At 68.1% G+C, this 15,896-nt stretch carries 15 protein-coding genes; 7 read left to right on the top strand and 8 right to left on the bottom strand.

The annotated features are described in order from the left end of the window. Positions 1 to 53: 53 nt before the first annotated feature. Positions 54 to 401 carry a MoaF-related domain-containing protein gene (locus HFGMBDPB_RS27495; protein ID WP_012204400.1) on the bottom strand — a complete coding sequence of 116 codons (348 nt, stop codon included), beginning with the start codon at positions 399 to 401 and terminating at the stop codon, positions 54 to 56. Positions 402 to 491: 90 nt separating this feature from the next. Between HFGMBDPB_RS27495 and HFGMBDPB_RS27490 the strand changes: the two genes are divergently transcribed. Further along, on the top strand, positions 492 to 1,865 hold the full coding sequence (locus HFGMBDPB_RS27490; RefSeq protein ID WP_016450471.1) for an MFS transporter: 1,374 nt from the start codon (positions 492 to 494) through the stop codon (positions 1,863 to 1,865). Here the strand turns inward: HFGMBDPB_RS27490 and HFGMBDPB_RS27485 are convergent. Next, the gene (locus HFGMBDPB_RS27485) at positions 1,862 to 2,860 is read right to left on the bottom strand and encodes a diaminopimelate dehydrogenase (protein WP_212646680.1); all 999 of its coding nucleotides are present in this window, start codon (positions 2,858 to 2,860) and stop codon (positions 1,862 to 1,864) included. The genes HFGMBDPB_RS27490 and HFGMBDPB_RS27485 overlap by 4 nt on opposite strands. A 228-nt stretch (positions 2,861 to 3,088) precedes the next feature. Between HFGMBDPB_RS27485 and HFGMBDPB_RS27480 the strand changes: the two genes are divergently transcribed. Then, the gene (locus HFGMBDPB_RS27480) at positions 3,089 to 3,958 is read left to right on the top strand and encodes a pseudouridine synthase (protein WP_249343738.1); all 870 of its coding nucleotides are present in this window, start codon (positions 3,089 to 3,091) and stop codon (positions 3,956 to 3,958) included. Here the strand turns inward: HFGMBDPB_RS27480 and HFGMBDPB_RS27475 are convergent. Continuing rightward, positions 3,898 to 4,890, bottom strand: coding sequence for a DHH family phosphoesterase (locus tag HFGMBDPB_RS27475; protein ID WP_017405579.1), 993 nt, complete (start codon positions 4,888 to 4,890; stop codon positions 3,898 to 3,900). The two genes, HFGMBDPB_RS27480 and HFGMBDPB_RS27475, sit on opposite strands and share 61 nt — an antisense overlap. A 233-nt stretch (positions 4,891 to 5,123) precedes the next feature. Between HFGMBDPB_RS27475 and HFGMBDPB_RS27470 the strand changes: the two genes are divergently transcribed. Then, the gene (locus tag HFGMBDPB_RS27470; protein ID WP_047472268.1) at positions 5,124 to 6,332 is read left to right on the top strand and encodes a M20 aminoacylase family protein; all 1,209 of its coding nucleotides are present in this window, start codon (positions 5,124 to 5,126) and stop codon (positions 6,330 to 6,332) included. A gap of 42 nt (positions 6,333 to 6,374) precedes the next feature. On the opposite strand, the gene HFGMBDPB_RS27465 is transcribed toward HFGMBDPB_RS27470, so the two are convergent. Then, positions 6,375 to 8,663 carry a putative bifunctional diguanylate cyclase/phosphodiesterase gene (locus HFGMBDPB_RS27465; protein WP_026062425.1) on the bottom strand — a complete coding sequence of 763 codons (2,289 nt, stop codon included), beginning with the start codon at positions 8,661 to 8,663 and terminating at the stop codon, positions 6,375 to 6,377. Positions 8,664 to 8,789: 126 nt separating this feature from the next. Beyond that, entirely contained in the window at positions 8,790 to 9,743 is a 954-nt protein-coding gene (gene ylqF, locus HFGMBDPB_RS27460) for a ribosome biogenesis GTPase YlqF (RefSeq protein WP_209672652.1), read from the bottom strand. A 168-nt stretch (positions 9,744 to 9,911) separates the two neighbouring features. Between ylqF and HFGMBDPB_RS27455 the strand changes: the two genes are divergently transcribed. Then, positions 9,912 to 10,154 (top strand): hypothetical protein, encoded by a 243-nt coding sequence (locus HFGMBDPB_RS27455; protein ID WP_013803403.1) that lies wholly within the window; start codon positions 9,912 to 9,914, stop codon positions 10,152 to 10,154. Positions 10,155 to 10,156: 2 nt separating this feature from the next. Further along, positions 10,157 to 10,369 (top strand): oxidoreductase-like domain-containing protein, encoded by a 213-nt coding sequence (locus tag HFGMBDPB_RS27450; RefSeq protein WP_017405583.1) that lies wholly within the window; start codon positions 10,157 to 10,159, stop codon positions 10,367 to 10,369. Positions 10,370 to 10,376: 7 nt separating this feature from the next. Here HFGMBDPB_RS27450 and gshA read toward each other — a convergent pair whose 3' ends face one another. The 3 genes from gshA to HFGMBDPB_RS27435 form a co-directional block, all read right to left on the bottom strand. Continuing rightward, positions 10,377 to 11,906: a glutamate--cysteine ligase gene (gshA, locus tag HFGMBDPB_RS27445; RefSeq protein WP_034348046.1), complete on the bottom strand. Its 1,530-nt coding sequence runs from the start codon at positions 11,904 to 11,906 to the stop codon at positions 10,377 to 10,379. 266 nt (positions 11,907 to 12,172) lie between these two features. Continuing rightward, on the bottom strand, positions 12,173 to 13,084 hold the full coding sequence (locus HFGMBDPB_RS27440) for an SDR family NAD(P)-dependent oxidoreductase (protein ID WP_212646668.1): 912 nt from the start codon (positions 13,082 to 13,084) through the stop codon (positions 12,173 to 12,175). Positions 13,085 to 13,659: 575 nt separating this feature from the next. Further along, on the bottom strand, positions 13,660 to 14,085 hold the full coding sequence (locus HFGMBDPB_RS27435; protein WP_016453902.1) for a hypothetical protein: 426 nt from the start codon (positions 14,083 to 14,085) through the stop codon (positions 13,660 to 13,662). 159 nt (positions 14,086 to 14,244) lie between these two features. On the opposite strand from HFGMBDPB_RS27435, the gene HFGMBDPB_RS27430 reads away from it, so the two are divergent. Both HFGMBDPB_RS27430 and ribBA read left to right on the top strand, forming a co-directional pair. Next, positions 14,245 to 14,559: a 2Fe-2S iron-sulfur cluster-binding protein gene (locus HFGMBDPB_RS27430; protein ID WP_212646667.1), complete on the top strand. Its 315-nt coding sequence runs from the start codon at positions 14,245 to 14,247 to the stop codon at positions 14,557 to 14,559. A 212-nt stretch (positions 14,560 to 14,771) separates the two neighbouring features. Further along, the gene (gene ribBA, locus HFGMBDPB_RS27425) at positions 14,772 to 15,893 is read left to right on the top strand and encodes a bifunctional 3,4-dihydroxy-2-butanone-4-phosphate synthase/GTP cyclohydrolase II (RefSeq protein WP_212646666.1); all 1,122 of its coding nucleotides are present in this window, start codon (positions 14,772 to 14,774) and stop codon (positions 15,891 to 15,893) included. Positions 15,894 to 15,896: the final 3 nt, after the last annotated feature.

Below are 15,896 nucleotides of genomic sequence, written 5' to 3'. Positions count from 1 at the left end.
AACAGGCATGTTGCGCCGCCGCCGCAATGTTTCACGCAGCACCGGCAGGGTTCTCAGCGAAAGCGGAAACGGCCTTCGACGAACATGGAGGACCGGTGGCCGCCCTCGCTGGCCGGATCGGCAAAGGACCAGAAGGCCTGCACCGTTCCCTGCGCCGTGTCTATGACTTGGCTGACGGTGAAACCGGTTTTCTCGATCCAGTTGAGGAAGTGCAGGCTGTCGCTGACCTGCAGGTAGCTGAGCCGTTCGCAGCCGTCGGACACATGGCCCAGGGAATCGACCACATGCCAGACCATCTGGCCCTGCGGCGTGTACCGCACATCAGCCTTGCTATCGGGGAAATCGATGACCGCTTCGCGCCCGATCAAGGTGCCGGCGTATTGCATGGACAACATGGACATGGTGTGTTGCTCCTCTGATGCGGGGTTCTGGCCTGACCCGTGATGGCATGTTCACGCGCCGCGTCCCCGGTGTTTGTGGGAGCAGGCCGCATGCCTTCGTCGGCAGCATGGCGCAGGCGGTTCGGCCTGCAGGGCGGCGGCATTTCGCAGATACTGCGCGTGCTCTGCCACGGACTTCCGATCTTGCCCTCCTCCCCGCTTCCCCCCACTTCGGCCGACAGCCCCGCTGCCGGCCTGCGCAACAGCGCCTTCGTCCCTTTCGTCATGGCGCGCATGCTGTCCATGTTCGCCCAGCAGATGCAGGCCGTGGTCGTCGCCTGGCAGGTCTACGACCTGACGCGCGACCCCATGTCCCTGGCCTATGTGGGACTGGCCCAGTTCCTGCCCATGCTGGCGCTGCTGATTCCGGCAGGCGACCTCAGCGACCGCATGAGCCGCAAGCGCCTGCTGTCAGGCAGCTGGGCCGTGGCGGCGCTGTGCTCCCTGCTGCTGCTGTGGCTGTCCTGGCACGAGGGCGCTGCCGCGCACGATGTGCACTGGATCTACGCCGTGCTGGTGCTGTTCGGCTGCAGCCGCGCCTTCACGGGGCCGGCCCTGCAAAGCCTGCTGCCGCAAATCGTGCCGCGCGAGCAACTGGCCCAGGCGCTGGCCACCAACAGCATGCTGATGCGCACGGCCGCCATCGCGGCGCCCGTGCTGGGCGGCCTGCTCTACGCCTGGGGCGGCGCCGTGCTGACCTATGCGGTCTGCGGCGTGTCCCTGGTGCTGGCCGTGCTGCTGCTGGGCACGGTGCCCGTGCGCTATGCCGAAGCCATGGCGCCGGCCGGCGGCTCGCTGTGGCTGCGCTTTGGCGAAGGCATCCACTTCATCCGCACGCGCCCCATCATCCTGGGCACGATTTCGCTGGACCTGTTCGCCGTGCTGCTGGGCGGCGTGGTGGCCCTGCTTCCCGTGTACGCGCACGAGGTGCTCAAGGTCGGGCCCGAAGGCCTGGGCCTGCTGCGCTCGTCCATGACCGTGGGCGAGGTGGCCATGGGCCTGTGGCTGTCGGCCCGCCCCATACAGCGCCATGTGGGCCGCGTGATGTTCGCCGCCGTGGCCATCTTCGGCGTGGCCAATCTGGTGTTTGCGCTGTCGCACTGGTTCTGGCTGTCCATGGCGGCGCTGATGCTGGCTGGTGCGGCCGACATGGTGAGCGTGTACATCCGCTCGGCCCTGGTGCAGTTTTCCACGCCCGACTCCATGCGCGGGCGCGTGAACGCGGTGAACATGCTGTTCATCGGCTCGTCCAACGAACTGGGCGAGTTCCGTGCCGGCACCAGCGCCGCCTGGCTGGGCGCGGTGCCCGCTGCCGTGGTGGGCAGCCTGTGCACGCTGGGCGTGGTCGGCAGCTGGATGACCCTGTTCAAGCCGCTGCGCGACGTGGACCGGCTGGAAGACGCGGCCCGCGTGGGCCAGGGCTAAAGCAGCTCGGCCCGCAGCTGCTGCGCAGTTTTGGGCGACAGCAGGCCGGGCGCCACGTCAAAGACGGTCCTGCAGCCCGTCTGCCCCGATTGCTGCAGCCGGTGCACGGCGCGCGCATAGGCCACGAGCACGCTGGCCGTGAACTCCGGGTTGCTGTCCAGCTGCAGCCGGTATTCGATGGAATGGCGCAGCCCATCGGAGCTGCTGCCGCTGCGGATGACGAAGCCGCCATGCGGCATGGCCGCATGGTCACGGGCCAGCTCCTGCGCGCTGATGAAGTGCACCGTGGTGTCGTACTCGTCGAAGTAATGCGGCATGCCGGTGATGGCCTGGCGCACGCCGTCGGCATCGGCCCCATGCTCCAGCACCACAAAGCACTCGCGCCGGTGCCGCTCGCGCGCAGACAGTTCGGGCCGCACGCCGCTGCGCACGCGCTGCACGGCCTCGTCCACGGGAATGGTGTACTGCACGCCGCCGGCCACGCCGGGAATGCGGCGGATGGCGTCGGAGTGCCCCTGGCTCAGGCCCTTGCCCCAGAAGGTGTAGGTGGCGCCATCGGGCAGCAGGGCCTCGCCCATGAGGCGCTGCAGGGAGAACATGCCCGGGTCCCAGCCGGCCGAGATCAGCGCCGTGGTGCCCGCCGCGCGGGCCGCCGCGTCGACCAGCTCGAAATGCCCGGGAATGCGCGCATGCGTGTCAAAGCTGTCCACCAGGCTGAAATGCGCGGCCAGCGCGGGGGACTGCTGCGGCAGGTCGTCCTTGGAGCCGCCGCACAGCACCAGCACGTCGATGCCTGCGCGATGGGCCAGCAGGCTGTCCATGCCGTGCACGGGCGTGCCGGGCTGCAGCGGACGCAGTTGCGCCGGATCACGGCGGGAGTAGATGCCGGCCAGCACCATGTCGGGGTTGCGGGCAATAGCCGCCTCCACGCCACGGCCCAGGTTGCCGTGGCCGACGATGGCGATGCGGATGGGAGCGGTGCTGCGATGGTCCATGCGGTGCGGTGCCTTTGCGATGAGGTTCAAAAACTGCGGCTCGAAAATGAGGTTCATGCGCCAGCGCAGAACCAGGCGCGATCTTGCATCGCCACGGAGCCGCCAGTCGTGCACTGCCGGGCAGCACTGCGTTGCCCTGCGCGGGGGTACTGAGCGGCGATGTTGGGCAGGGGCCTTGGGAGAGGGTCGTGGGCCGTGGTGGACAGCAGCGCCTACACTCACGCCCTCATGTCCCAGCCCTCATCCCCCATCGCCCAGCCGCTGCCCTCGGAGTGCGGCGACGCACCGCTGCACATCCTCTGGCGCGACGAGCACCTGGTGGCGGTCTACAAGCCCGCAGGCTGGCTGGTGCACCGCACGGGACTGGACGCGCACGAGACGCGCTTCGTGCTGCAGACCCTGCGCGACCAGCTGGGCTGCCATGTGCACCCTGCGCACCGGCTGGACAAGGGCACCTGCGGCGTGCTGGTGATGGCCCTGCATGCCCAGGCCGCGCAGCGGCTGGGCCAGGCGTTTGCCGGGCAGCAAGTGCGCAAGCAATACCTGGCGCTGGTGCGCGGCTGGCTGCCCGATGCGGTGGAGGTGGACCATGCCCTCCGACCCGACGATGCGCCCGAGGACGCGCCAGCCCAGCCCGCACGGACTTCGCTGCGCTGCCTGGCGCGCCTGGAATGGCCCGAGGCCTTTGATCCGCGCCATGCGGCCACGCGGATCTCGCTGGTCCAGGCGCTGCCTGCCACGGGCCGCCGCCACCAGATACGCCGCCATCTCAAGCATGTGGCCCATCCCATCATTGGCGACGCCACGCACGGCAAGGGGCCGCTGAACCGCTGGTGGGCCGAGCGCCTGGGCCTGCAGCGGCTGTGGCTGCATGCCCATGCGCTGGAGCTGGCGCACCCGATGACGGGCGAGCCGCTGAGCTTCGAGGCCGACTGGAGCCGGCTGGGCCATGTGCCCGATGTGCAGCAATGGCGCGCGCTGTGCGCCCTGCCCGGCTGGCAGGCCTGTGCGGGCCTGCCGGCGACGGCCGGGCTGGATCAGGCAGCTTCGGCAGGCGCGCCCGTTTCAGGCTGCTCCATCAGCGGCGCGGCCACGTAGGCGTAGTCGGCCGAGGCATCGGCCTTGAGCACGCCCGACAGCAGCTCCACCAGGCGCTCGTTGCCCATCTTGAAGCCGCAGGCCTGGGCATGGCCGCCGCCGCCGAAGCTTTCGGCCAGCGCAATGCAGTTGAACTCCGAGCGCGATCGCAGCCCGACCTTCACGCCCTTGGTGCTGGCATGCCACATCAGCGCGAAGCTGCCGCTCTGGCGCGCCAGCAGGTCGCCGACCTGGCTGTGGAACATGCCGGGGCAGTTGACCATCAGGCCCTGCATGCCGTTGAAGACCAGGGGCTGGGCGGACTCGGAAATGTCGGCGCACAGCTTCTGGAATTTCTCGTCCATGGCGCCGCCGCGTGCCATGAAGGCAGCTTCCTGCTCGGGCGTGAAGGCCGCGATCTCGGCCCAGCGCTCGAAGCTGCGCGGCTCCATGTCCAGCGCCGCGAGAAAGCCCGCGCTCTCGGCGAATTCCCACTTCCAGATGTCGCGGTCCTCGATGAAGCGGATCAGGCCCGGCACGGGCTTGTCGGCCTGGAAGAACTCCCAGGCCAGGCGCGCGCCGGACTTGTTCATGTCGAAGTGCACGACGCCGCAGCGGCACTGGTAGCCGGTGAGCTTTTCGGCAGCGCTCTTGTGGTGGTCCAGCACCACGAGCTTGGACACGCGCGACTCGATCTCGGCCATCAGTTCGGGCTCGAAGGCGAAGTCCAGCACGTAGACCGCGCGGCCGGCCAGCTCGCCCAGGTCGTCGGCCTTCTGGATCTCGCCATGGTCCAGCCCGCGGAATTCGGCCTGCCCGCCGTAGAACAGCCAGGCCGCCAGCGCTGCGCCATAGCCGTCCGGGCAGCGGCGGCCGTGGTACAGGATCAGGGGCTGGGGATCGTCATGCTCGGGGCGCACGAACAATTGCAGGGGCAGGATGGTGTTTTTCATGATGGGGGCGATTGTCGGTCCTGGCGCCATTCCCCTGCATCTGCGCCAACCCCCGGGCCAGGGCATTGCGCGGGCAGCTATCAAAGAACGTAGCGCAAAGCCGCGGCAGCACAAGGCCTATCGGCGCGGCAGACGGCATAGGCAAACCCCAGGACCTATCATGTCCGCCTTGTCATTGAATTGCTGCGACCGCCTGCGGACCCGCTTGGCGTGCAGGCCGTCGCGGCCCCTGTATGCGATCCACACCCGACATCACCCCCCATCTCGGCTCCCTGCTGAAGTTCCGCCACGACCTGCATGCCTACCCCGAGCTGCGCTACGAGGAGCACCGCACCGGCGACAAGGTGGCGGCCTATCTCCAGGCGCTGGGGCTGCAGGTGCATCGCGGGCTGGGCCGGACCGGCGTGGTGGCAAGCATCCACGGCCGGGGGCGCAGCGCCGCCAACCCGGGCCGCAGCCTCGGCATCCGTGCCGACATGGATGCGCTGCCGGTGACGGAACTCAATGCTTTCGGCCATGCCAGCCAGAACCCGGGCTGCATGCATGCCTGCGGCCATGACGGCCATACCACCATGCTGCTGGGTGCGGCCACGCTGCTGGCGCAGCAGCCCGATTTCGATGGCACGGTGCACCTGATCTTCCAGCCCGCCGAGGAAGGCGGCGCAGGCGCCAAGGCCATGATGGACGATGGCCTGTTCGAGCGATTCCCCTGCGAGGCCGTGTTCGCGCTGCACAACTGGCCTGCCCTGCCTGCCGGCGAAATGGCGGTGCGCGTGGGGCCCATCATGGCGTCCACGCTGCGCTTCGAGATCCGCGTGCACGGCAAGGGCGGGCACGCTGCCATGCCCCACACCACGCTGGACCCGATTCCCGTGGCCTGCGCCATCGTCGGCCAGCTGCAGACCCTGGTGTCGCGCAGCACCGATCCGCTGGACAGCGCCGTGCTCACCGTGGGCAAAATCACCAGCGGCACGGTGGAAAACATCATTCCCGACGAGGCCAGCATCTTCGGCACGGTGCGCGCCCTCAGGACCGAGACGCAGCAGATGTTCATCGAAGGCATGCAGCGCATCAGCGAGCATGTGGCGGCCGCCCATCTGTGCCGCGCCGAGTTCATCCTCAAGCCCGGCTACCCCAACACCACCAACCACGCGCACGAGGCCCGCTTCATGGCCGATGTGATGCGCGAGGCGGTGGGCGAGGACCGCACCCACGCCGACATCCTGCCGGCCATGACGGCCGAGGACTTCGGCTTCATGCTCGAGGCCGTGCCCGGCGCCTATGGCTGGATAGGCAACGGTCCCGCCACGGGCCAGCCCGGCGTGGGCCTGCACAATCCCGGCTACGACTTCAACGACGACAACCTGGGACGTGGCGCACGCTTTTGGGATCTGCTGGCGCGCCGCTGGCTGGAGCAGCCCGCTAACCAGGCCAGGGACTGAGACAGGCCGCGCCAGGGCCGCGACCCTGGCGTGCCTACGGCCTCACACGCCGGCCGCCCCCACTTGAAGATCCACCCACTCGGCGGCAGGCAGCGGCCGGCCGTAGTGGTAGCCCTGGAACAGCACATCCTGGTTCCAGGCGCGCAGGGTGCCAGCCTGCTCCTCGGTCTCCACGCCTTCGGCCACCACGCGCAGGTGCAGGCGACGGGCCATGAGCAAAATGGCTTCGACCATGGCGGCATTGCCGGGCGAGGCATGGCAGTCCTGCACAAAAGACTTGTCGATCTTGAGTTCACGGAACGGCAGCCGCTGCAGATAGGCCAGCGATGAATAGCCGGTGCCGAAGTCGTCCAGCCCCATCTCCACGCCCAGCAGCTGCAGCTCGGTCATGCGCTCGCGCGCCTCGTCCACGTCGCGCATGACCACGCTTTCCGTGACCTCCAGCGTCAGCCGGCGCGGGTCGGCGCCGGTGGTGGCCAGGATGCGCTTGAGCTTGTTCACCACATCGGGCTGGCGGAACTGCCGCCAGCTGACGTTGACCGACAGCCGCCAGCCGTGCTGCACGAATTCGGGCCGCACCAGCATGCGGCAGGCCTGCTCCAGCATCCAGTCTCCCAGCTGCACGATCAGGTCCGACTCCTCTGCCACGGCAATGAAGTCGCCGGGCTCGACCATGCCCAGGCGCGGATGGTTCCAGCGCACCAGCACCTCGGCGCCCACGCAGCGCCCCATGCGGTCCACCTGGGACTGCAGGTAGGGCTGCAGCTCGCCGGCAGGGATGGCGCGGCGCAGGTCTTTTTCGATGCGAAAGCGCTTGCCCACGGCCTCGGCCATGTCGGGCTGGAAGATGACGACCTGGCCCAGACCGGCCTGCTTGGCCTGGTGCAGGGCCACGCCGGCGCGGCGCAGCACGTCATGGCCGCCGCTGTCGGTGCGCGAGGCGGCAAAGCTGGCCGCGCCAATGCTGCAGCTGGCCTGCACTTCCTCGCCGGTTTCCTCCAGCCACAGCGGCCGCTCCAGCGCGTCCTGCAGCACCTGGGCCAGGGCGCGCATGTGCTGGTCGACCTCGGCGGCCTCGTGGCCTGCCTTCTCCAGCAGCACGGCGAATTCGTCGGCGCCCATGCGGGCCAGCAGCACGCCGTCGGGCAGGGCATCGGCCAGGCGCAGCGCCAGCGCGCCCAGCAGCGCGTCGCCGCGCACCGTGCCGCGCACATCGTTGAAGGCCGTGAAGCGGTCCATGTCCAGCAGCAGCAGGCCGTGGCGCGGCTCGCCCCCCTTGCCGCCCTCGCGGAACTCGCGCGCCAGCGCGCGCAGCCGCTGGGTCAGCGACAGGCGGTTGGGCAGGCCGGTGAGCGCATCGAAATGCGCCAGCGCATGGATCTGGCGCTCCGCGCGCATGCGCTCGGACAGGTCCTGCTTGAGTTCCACGTAGTTGACGATGCTGCCGTCCGAGGCCCGTATCGGCGCCACGAGCACGGCCTCGGGCAGGTCCTCGCCCTGGCGCGTGCGGTTGGTCATCTGGCCACGCCACAGCGCGCCCCGGCCCAGCTGGTGCAGCGCCTCTTCCCAGGCCGGAGCATCCAGCCCCATGGTGGAGTAGCGGTGCGTGGGCTGGCCCAGGACTTCGTTGCGCGCAAAGCCCGTGCGCTGCAAAAAGGCCTCGTTCACATAGACGATGTTCTGGTGCACGTCGGTGATGACGATGCTCTCGGGGTTCTGCTCCACGGCGCGGTAGAACTTGCGCAGATCGTCCTGGTGCTGCTCCAGCGCGCCCAGTGTGTCCTGCAGCTCCTGGGCGCGGCGGATCAGGCTGCGCCGCGCCATCAGCGTGACCGTGCCCGTCAGCCCCAGCATGCCCACGAAGTAGAGCATGGAGAACACGGGCGAGGTCTCGCGCTGGCCGATCCAGTCAACGCCTTCCCGGCCCGCCACCCAGAAACCGGCCATGGTCAGCACGGACAGGACCAGCATGACCAGCGTGGTGCGCACGCCCAGCACCCAGGCGCACATGACCAGCAGGGCAGGAAAGGCCAGCACCGAGCCGCTTTGCACGCCGCCCGTGGCGGCCACCACGGTCACGGCCGCCGTCCAGGTGCCCCAGACAAGCACATTGGAGGCCAGCCGCCAGTGCCGGCGCCAGCCCAGCAGCACGGCACCGAAGCTCACGCCTGCGGCAACCAGGTTCAGCCGCACGCTGAGCCAGGGAACGGGGTCCTGCATCAGCAGCGCCATGGCCAGCATCACGGTGAGGCTGGTGATCCATATGCTGCCCACCAGGACCACCCTGCGCAAGGACAAATGGGTTTCCGCCTCGACTCGATGACGCCGCATGAAAAAGCCCCAACAGAGAAAGAACACTCAACATGCTAGCGGTCGGCGCCGCCTGCGGCTGTGGTGGTTGTGCCACCGCCCCGGTCGGACGCGCTCTTGCACCAAACAGGGTATGCGGGCGCCGGTTCAGGGCGCGCTTTTGCGCTCGCGCGGCGGCCGCTTGCGCGCCTTGACGGCGTCCTTGCGCGCCTGGCGCTCGGCATCGCGCTGCTGGCCCACGGCCAGCCATTGCGCGTACTCCTCGGGCGTCTCCAGCGTGATGCGGCCCAGGACCGCTGCGCGGAAATCCGTGAGCACCAGCTCGGCCGCCTTTTGCACATTGACACGTCCGCCGCCCATCATGGCGCCGCGGCGCCGGCCGATGGCGTCCAGCAGCTCGTCGTCGTGCAGGGCGGCGATGCGTTCGTTGTCCAGGCCCAGCTTGTAGCGCGCCTCCAGCATGTCCGCGTAGTTCTTCTGCAGATAGCCCAGCAGCTCCAGCGCCACCAGTTCCTCGTCATAGGCGTTGCGGCCGACGGCGCCGCTGGCGGCCAGGTTGTAGCCGCTTTGCTCGACGATGATGCGCGGCCACAGCATGCCGGGCGTGTCCCAGAGGTAGAAGTCGTCGGCCAGCACGATGCGCTGCTCCAGCTTGGTGATGCCGGCCTCGTCCCCCGTTTTGGCCTGCCGCTTGCCGCTCATGGAGTTGATCAGCGTGGACTTGCCCACGTTGGGGATGCCGCAGATCAGCACGCGCATGGGCCTGGCCATGCCGCCACGGTTCGGCGCCAGCAGCTTGCAGGCCTCGATCAGCCGGCGCGTGGGCGCGGGCTCGGAGGCGTCCAGCGCAATGGCGCGCGTGTCGCTCTGGGCGTTGTACCAGTCCAGCCACAGCGGCGTGCGCGCGGCATCGGCCAGGTCCTGCTTGTTGAGCACCTGCAGGCGCGGCTTGTGGCCCGTCAGCTCCTGCAGCAACGGGTTGCTGCTCGACCCCGGCAGGCGCGCATCCAGCACTTCGATGACCACATCGATTTCCTTGACGCGCTCGGTGATCACCTTGCGCGTGAGATTCATGTGACCGGGGAACCACTGTATGGCCATGGGATTACTTTCTGGGAAACGGGGGGACTGGCAGGGGCGCAAGGATAATTCATGGCTTGCGCAGACAGGATGCAACAACGCGCGGCGCCCCGGCGCAACCCGCAGACTTCCATTTTTTCTTGCGCAAGCCGCAATTGTCCCCCGCTTTTACGCCCAGCCTCACTGCCCATGTCCTTGCCCGATACCCCCTCGTCCCGCTCCGCCTCGCGCAAGGCAGACATCGAACTGCTGATCAAGGGCGTGACCTGCGCCGTGATCGGGCTGGTGATTCTGCTGGCGCCACAGTTCATGGCGCCCGGGGGCATCGTGCAGATGATGGCCCAGTCGTACCTGGTCGGCTGGTTCGCCCTGCTGCTGGGCACGGCCTTCATCGTGCTGTTTGCGGTGCGCCGCAGCAAGGCGCGGCGCTGAGCATGGTGCAGGGGTCGCTGGAGCAGGCGCTGTCGCAGATCCAGCTGTGGCAGCAGCGCGCCCAGGCCGCAGGCATTGCACTGCGCCCTGCGCCGCCCCAGCCCACGAGCTGCTGCGGCCGCGGCTGCAACGGCTGCGTCTGGGAGGGCTTCTACGACGCCGTGCTGTTCTGGTGCGAGGACGCAGGCCAGGCGCTGGGCGCCGGGCGGGGTTGAAGCGCGCTCAGCGCAGGTTCTCCGGCGCCATGTAGCGCAGGCGCCATTCCTCGAACGACAGCGTGTCCGCGGCCTCGATGTCGCGCTGCTCCTGCACGGACTGCGCCGACCATTGCTCGAAGCGCTGCTGCTGCGCCTGGCTCCAGGGCAGGGCCAGCAGCGAGTCGCGGGCCTGCTCGGACCGGGCCAGCGTGAAGTTCGCAAAGCTGTTGCCGTATGCGCCCGTCAGCTCGCCCAGCACATGGGCCGACGGCGTGCGCTCGGGGTGCTCCAGGCGCTCCAGCGCCTGGGCCAGGGCGGCGCTGTAGTCCTGCGTGCCGTGGGTGCTGTCCAGCGCCTGGGCGTAGGGTCGGCACTGGTCCAGCACTTCATGGGCCCAGTCGCGCAGCGGCACTTCTCGGCCGGCGCGCACCAGTTGCAGGCCCGGCTCGCGGCCGCGCTCGGCCGTCAGGTGCTGGTTGTGCTTGAGTTCCGCGATCTCGTCCGGCGTATCCGGCGGGCTGTCGGCGTTCAGGCAGTGCAGCAGGAACACGTCCAGCATGCGCATGGTGGGCGCGGCAATGCCCACGTCCTCGAAGGGATCGAGGTCCATCAGGCGCACTTCCACATACTCCACGCCGCGCTCGCGCAGCGCGTGCAGCGGGCGCTCGCCGCGGCTGACGGTGCGCTTGGGGCGGATGGTGCCGTAGAACTCGTTTTCGATCTGCAGCAGGCCCGTGCCCAGCTGGTTGTAGTCGCCGCCCGGGTTGCGCACTCCCAGCATCTCGTAGGCGGGATAGGGCTGGGTCAGCGCGTCGTACAGCGAATTCGCATAGCCTTCCAGGCCGTTGTAGCTGACGTTGATGCTGGCCTGCGCATCGCTCTGGTAGCCCAGGCGTCCCATGCGCAGCGAGGTGGCGTGGGGCAGGTACAGCGCCTGGCCCGTATTGCCCAGCGGCTGCAGCCGGTGCTCGCGCCCCTCGACGAAACAGGGACACAGCGCGGGCGACGCGCCATACAGGTACAGCAGCACGAAGGCATGGCGCCGGAAATTGCGGATGAGCGAGAAATACTGGTCGCTGGTCACGCCGGGCAGCGACCAGTTGTAGTGGATGCCCGAAATCGTCTGCATGCGCCGGCCATAGCGGTGGCCCAGCCCCATGCGGTACACGCTCTTGGAGCGGCCCGAGTGCGAGGAGCCGTAGCGCGCCAGCGGAATCGTCTCGTCCGTGGGCAGCTGGCAGGGCATGCTGGACGACCACAGCATCTCGCCACCCGCATCGCGCAGGCTGCGCAGCACGAACTGGTGGATCTGCACCAGTTCGTCCAGGCATTCCTGCACGCCCAGCCGCGCGCCGGTGATCAGCTCGATCTGCGATTCGCTGTAGTCGGTGGTGATGTGCGGATGCGTGAGCGCCGAGCCCAGCGCCAGGGGATGCGGCGTCAGTGCCAGGCTGCCGGAAGGCAGCACGCGCAGGCCCTCCTTTTCTATGCCACGGCGTATGCCCTTGAGCCGCTCAGGACCGGGAACCGCCATGGATGCCTGCGATGTTTTCATTCTTGTTTACCGATTCGTTGATGGGCATCGGCCCACACGGAAACCACCAGGATTCCCGGCGGACCCGACCCGGACGCCGAATGATAGAGAAACGGCAGGAAACGCGATGGCGCCTGTCCGCTTAACCACGCGTTTTGGCCTGTTGCCCCGCATGGGATCGCCGCGAGCGAAAGGAATATGTCAGAGTTTCGCCCTCCCGGCCGGCGCTGCCTTGATACCGGGCAAGGGACGGCCGGCCAGCGGCGAAACCTCTGGCCGGCCCCTGGTCATCGACGGGCTGCATCCATGGCCTTGCCCACTTCCAGCGTGCCCTGGGCGGCGCCGCTGGCGGGCACCTGTTCGCCGCTGCGGTCCAGCACCTGGGCCAGCTGCGCGGCCAGCTGTTCCGGCACCTGCTCGCCCTGGCCCAGGTAAACGCCTTCGGTCAGCGTGATGAAGGCGGCCTCGAAGCCGCCCGCGCCTGCGCACAGCGTGGTGCGTGTGGGCGCACTTTCGTGGGCCAGCACCAGCATGGCGGGCACCACGGCCTCGGGCTTGAGGGCGGCCAGCACGGCCTCGGGCATCAGGCCTTCCGTCATGCGGGTGGCCGCCGTGGGTGCCAATGCATTCACATGGATGCCGTGCTTGGCGCCTTCGATGGCCAGGGTCTGCATGAGGCCGACCTGGGCCAGCTTGGCCGCGCCATAGTTGGCCTGGCCGAAGTTGCCGTACAGGCCCGTGGACGAGGTGGTCATCACGATGCGCCCGTAGTTCTGCGCCTGCATGTGCGGCCACACGGCCTTGCAGCAATGCGCGGCGCCCATCAGGTGCACTTCCACCACCAGGCGGAAGTCGTCCATGCCCATCTTGGCAAAGCTCTTGTCGCGCAGGATGCCGGCGTTGTTGACCAGGATGTCCACGCGGCCCCAGGCATCGACGGCCTGCTGCACCATGGCCTGCACGGCCTCGAAATCGGTGACCGATGCACCGTTGGCCAGCGCCTGGCCGCCCGCCGCGCGGATCTCGTCCACCACAGCCTGGGCCGCCGTGGCCGAACCGCCGCTGCCATCGACCGCGCCGCCCAGATCATTGACCAGCACCTTGGCGCCGCGCGCCGCCAGCGCCAGCGCATGCAGGCGCCCCAGGCCGCCGCCGGCCCCCGTCACGATGGCCACGCGGCCTTCAAACTCAATCGCCATGGAGATGCTCCCTTTGTGTCGTTGGATGCCGGTTGCGCCCTCCGGATGGCAGGGCACCGGCCACCCAGCAATGTAGACGGACGCCGGCCGCATTCCGGTTGCCGAAGCGACTGCGGCAGGCCCGCCGGCCTTGTCCCCATCATTTCGTGACAAGCCTGTGGAAAACCATGTGCAGGCTCGGGACTGGCTGGTTAAGTAATTGTTTTTATTCGATTTTTTCGTTTTGCCTATTTTTTGATCAAATCCACAAGTCGTGTGCCCGACTTATCCCGCCTCACCCTGAACAATCTTGTGAACAACTTTCACAGCGGGCGGGATAAGACACGCAAGTCATTGATTCAAAAGAGAAACAGGAGGATCGCTTAAAAAATAGGCAGAAGACCCCGTATTTTCGGGCCACGTCCCGCTTATCCACCGCGCAACCTGCATGTACGCATTTACCCCCATTCGTACTGGACAAGCATGTGGACAAGCCGCCAAAAATGCCGAATTCGCAACATAAGTCATTGATTTGACAAACAAGCCAGCCAATTGCTCAAAAAACAGGCAAACCTGTGCGTCGCAGCCGGACGCGTTCAAACGCCTTGCGACCCGCTCCCCTCACAGGCCTCATCACGCGCATGCGCTGCAAGCGCCCCGCAGACGGCACCGGCAACCAGGGGAAAGACATAGACGCCGAGGGATTTGGGAAACGGCGTGCCGGAGGTCGCTGAAAAGCATGCAGCCAGCGCGGCGACACCGCTCACCGCACCCAGCACGGCGCCGAACTCCCTGGTGCTCAGTACCTGGAGCAGGCCCCTGAGAGGCCAGCCGACCACATAGATCACCCCCGCCAAAGCGGCAGGAACAGCACCTATGCCATAGCCGAACACGACGAGCAGCCAGTTCACCGGCAGGACCGGCGCACCGTCCGCGCCCACAAGCATCACGGTCAGCACGCCCACACCGGGACCGACCAGCAGGAAAACGAGCACAGGCAGGAGGTAGGGCTTGATATGCATGGCGCCAAGCCTAGCGCACCGCTGACCGCTGCCCGGGAGACCCACCTCAACCCGGCCCCTGGTGCCAGACATTGCCTGATATAGGCCCGATACAGAGCCCGATACAGGGTACAAACACCCTTCGCCCCACAGAATTGCAGCCCCCCCCCCTTGATAACCATGAGCCAGGATTCCCCCGCCTCCTCCCCTTTTGCCCCGCCCTTCTTCACCGCCCACCTCACGCCCAGCGGCCTGCAGGTCGATGCCTGGGCCGACCAGCCGCTGTTGCACTCGCTGGAGCAGGGCGGCGTGGACTGGCCCAGTTCCTGCCGCAACGGCACCTGCCGCACCTGCATCGGGCAGCTGGTGTCGGGCAGCGTGCGCTACGAGATCGAATGGCCGGGCGTGACGCGCGAGGAGCGGGCCGAGGGCTGCGTGCTGCCCTGCATCGCCTATCCCGAAGGCGATGTGGTGCTGCAGGACCCCGGCCCCTGAATCCGGCCAAAGCCCGCGCCGCCTGCGGCCGATGGCCGCTGGAATAGAATGTGCGCTTTCGCAAGGTCATTCCGGGTCATGCCGATTGCCGACAGCGGCTGCGCCGCGCCACACGTTCTTTGGAAGCCCACTTCTGACGCCTGCCAGGCCGAGGGAGCCGGCGCGTGTGCCGCGCCCCGTCCGCACGACCCGGCTCCTCCAGAAGGCACTCCATGAACAACTCCACGTCCCCCGTGCCCATCTCGCCGGTGGAAGACATCATTGCCGACATGCGCGCGGGCCGCATGGTCATCCTCGTCGATGAGGAAGATCGCGAGAACGAAGGCGACCTGGTGCTGGCCGCCGACCATGTCACCCCCGAGGCGATCAACTTCATGGCGCGCTTCGGCCGCGGCCTGATCTGCCTGACGCTCACGCGCGAGCGCTGCGAATACCTGAAGCTGCCGCCCATGGCCGCGCGCAACGGCACCGTGTACAGCACGGCCTTCACCGTCTCCATCGAAGCGGCCGAGGGCGTGACCACCGGCATCTCCGCCGCCGACCGCGCCCGTACCGTGCAGGCCGCCGTGGCCAAGGACTCCAAGCCCACGGACCTGGTCCAGCCGGGCCACATCTTCCCGCTGCAGGCCGTCGACGGCGGCGTGCTCATGCGCGCCGGTCACACCGAGGCCGGCTGCGACTTCGCCGCCCTGGCCGGCTGCAGCCCCGCCGCCGTGATCTGCGAGATCATGAAGGACGACGGCACCATGGCCCGCCTGCCCGACCTGCAGCTGTTCGCGGCCGATCACGGCCTGAAGATCGGCACCATTGCCGACCTGATCCAGTACCGCAGCCGCAACGAAACTCTGCTCAGCAAGGTCGGCGAGCGCCCGCTGCAGACGGCGCATGGCGAGTTCATCGCCCATGCCTTCCGCGACCTGCCCAGCCAGTCCGTGCACCTGGCCCTGGTCAAGGGCCAGTGGGATGCCGACACGCCCGTGCCCGTGCGCGTGCATGAGCCGCTGTCCGTGCTGGACGCGCTGGAGACCGGCCGCACCCTGCATTCCTGGAGCCTGGACACCAGCCTCGAATACATCGCCCGCCAGGGCCACGGCGTGGCCGTGCTGCTCAACTGCGGCGAAAGCGGCGACCAGCTGCTGGCCCAGTTCGACGGCAGCGCACGCGCCGCCCAGGCGCCCGAGCGCGGCCGCATGGACCTGCGCACCTATGGCGTGGGCGCGCAGATCCTGCGCGAGTGCGGCGTGCAGCGCATGCAGCTCATGGGCCAGCCGCGCCGCCTGCCCAGCATGGCCGGCTACGGCCTCGAAATCAGCGGCTACATCCCCAAGGAATAAGAA

Source organism: Delftia sp. PE138 (assembly GCF_018320755.1).
Classification (GTDB): Bacteria; Pseudomonadota; Gammaproteobacteria; order Burkholderiales; family Burkholderiaceae_C; genus Comamonas; species Comamonas tsuruhatensis.
This window is presented reverse-complemented; position numbering and strand designations above follow the sequence as displayed.

Coding starts and splice junctions, on each gene's coding strand:
- HFGMBDPB_RS27495 (WP_012204400.1), bottom strand. CDS start 401: ATGTCCATGTTGTCCATGCAATACGCCGGCACCTTGATCGGGCGCGAA.
- HFGMBDPB_RS27490 (WP_016450471.1), top strand. CDS start 492: ATGCCTTCGTCGGCAGCATGGCGCAGGCGGTTCGGCCTGCAGGGCGGC.
- HFGMBDPB_RS27485 (WP_212646680.1), bottom strand. CDS start 2,860: ATGGACCATCGCAGCACCGCTCCCATCCGCATCGCCATCGTCGGCCAC.
- HFGMBDPB_RS27480 (WP_249343738.1), top strand. CDS start 3,089: ATGTCCCAGCCCTCATCCCCCATCGCCCAGCCGCTGCCCTCGGAGTGC.
- HFGMBDPB_RS27475 (WP_017405579.1), bottom strand. CDS start 4,890: ATGAAAAACACCATCCTGCCCCTGCAATTGTTCGTGCGCCCCGAGCAT.
- HFGMBDPB_RS27470 (WP_047472268.1), top strand. CDS start 5,124: ATGCGATCCACACCCGACATCACCCCCCATCTCGGCTCCCTGCTGAAG.
- HFGMBDPB_RS27465 (WP_026062425.1), bottom strand. CDS start 8,663: ATGCGGCGTCATCGAGTCGAGGCGGAAACCCATTTGTCCTTGCGCAGG.
- ylqF (WP_209672652.1), bottom strand. CDS start 9,743: ATGGCCATACAGTGGTTCCCCGGTCACATGAATCTCACGCGCAAGGTG.
- HFGMBDPB_RS27455 (WP_013803403.1), top strand. CDS start 9,912: ATGTCCTTGCCCGATACCCCCTCGTCCCGCTCCGCCTCGCGCAAGGCA.
- HFGMBDPB_RS27450 (WP_017405583.1), top strand. CDS start 10,157: ATGGTGCAGGGGTCGCTGGAGCAGGCGCTGTCGCAGATCCAGCTGTGG.
- gshA (WP_034348046.1), bottom strand. CDS start 11,906: ATGAAAACATCGCAGGCATCCATGGCGGTTCCCGGTCCTGAGCGGCTC.
- HFGMBDPB_RS27440 (WP_212646668.1), bottom strand. CDS start 13,084: ATGGCGATTGAGTTTGAAGGCCGCGTGGCCATCGTGACGGGGGCCGGC.
- HFGMBDPB_RS27435 (WP_016453902.1), bottom strand. CDS start 14,085: ATGCATATCAAGCCCTACCTCCTGCCTGTGCTCGTTTTCCTGCTGGTC.
- HFGMBDPB_RS27430 (WP_212646667.1), top strand. CDS start 14,245: ATGAGCCAGGATTCCCCCGCCTCCTCCCCTTTTGCCCCGCCCTTCTTC.
- ribBA (WP_212646666.1), top strand. CDS start 14,772: ATGAACAACTCCACGTCCCCCGTGCCCATCTCGCCGGTGGAAGACATC.